The organism is Flavobacterium sp. FPG59 (assembly GCF_002150205.1).
GTDB lineage: Bacteria > Bacteroidota > Bacteroidia > Flavobacteriales > Flavobacteriaceae > Flavobacterium.
Window position 1 is genome coordinate 1 of record NZ_MTCA01000413.1, and the last position, 830, is coordinate 830.

The following is an 830-nucleotide window of genomic DNA, read 5'->3' on the forward strand; positions in this document are numbered from 1 at the left end:
GACCGTAGCTGTGGTACAATTTACGGGTACAGCTCCTGCTTCACAAATTTCATACGTGATGGTGTACGTACCATTTGGGGTGTTTGGCGCTACTGTTAAATTTCCATCGGAATCAATACTCAATGGACCATTTGTTACTGGCGTTACATCGGTATTAGCTGTAGTTACCGGTACTCCATTTAAAGTATCGTTTGCTGTTACATTTCCTCCTGTTGATGGAAGAGGGTCGTTACTGGCAACTAATGGGTCAGTTACTGCATTAACGATGATGGTCAAAGTAGCGCTATTCGATACTATGCCGCTATTGTCGTTTACGGTGTAAGTGATTGCTGTAGTAGTACCATTATAGTTCAATACCGGTGTAAAGGTTATTACTCCTAAATTATTTACCGTATAGGTACCTTCTCCTGCTACCGTGAATGTGGTTTGTATACCTGCTGTAGCAGGATCCAAATCTACTGTAGTAACATCAATGGTACCGTCACCATCAGTATCGTTAGTCGTTACATTAATTGTAACAGGTGTGTCTTCATCTGTTGTTACAACGTCGTTGGTAGCTATTGGTGTAACATCATCATCTAAAATTATTCCCGTGCTACTTACTGCTCCGCTGCTAATGCTAAAGCTTTCGTCTGCTTCATCAATAGTGTCTGCTGTAGTGGGTACACTTACCGTTCCCGTGGTTGCTCCTGCTGGAACTGTTACGGTAATGCTTGTTGTAGTGTAATCAGCACTTCCTGCGGTTCCATTGGTCAAAGTGAACGTATAGGTGGTATCTACCGCAGATGGGTTGCTCAACGTGAAGTTGAATACTACAGCATCTCCTTCAA

Annotated in this window: 1 protein-coding gene; it reads right to left on the reverse strand. The window is 42.8% G+C overall.

Going from position 1 to position 830, the window contains the following annotated elements; all coding sequences use genetic code 11:
- Positions 1 to 830 (reverse strand): Ig-like domain-containing protein (locus FPG59_RS16845; protein ID WP_176330790.1); only part of this gene is annotated, 830 nt, incomplete at both ends.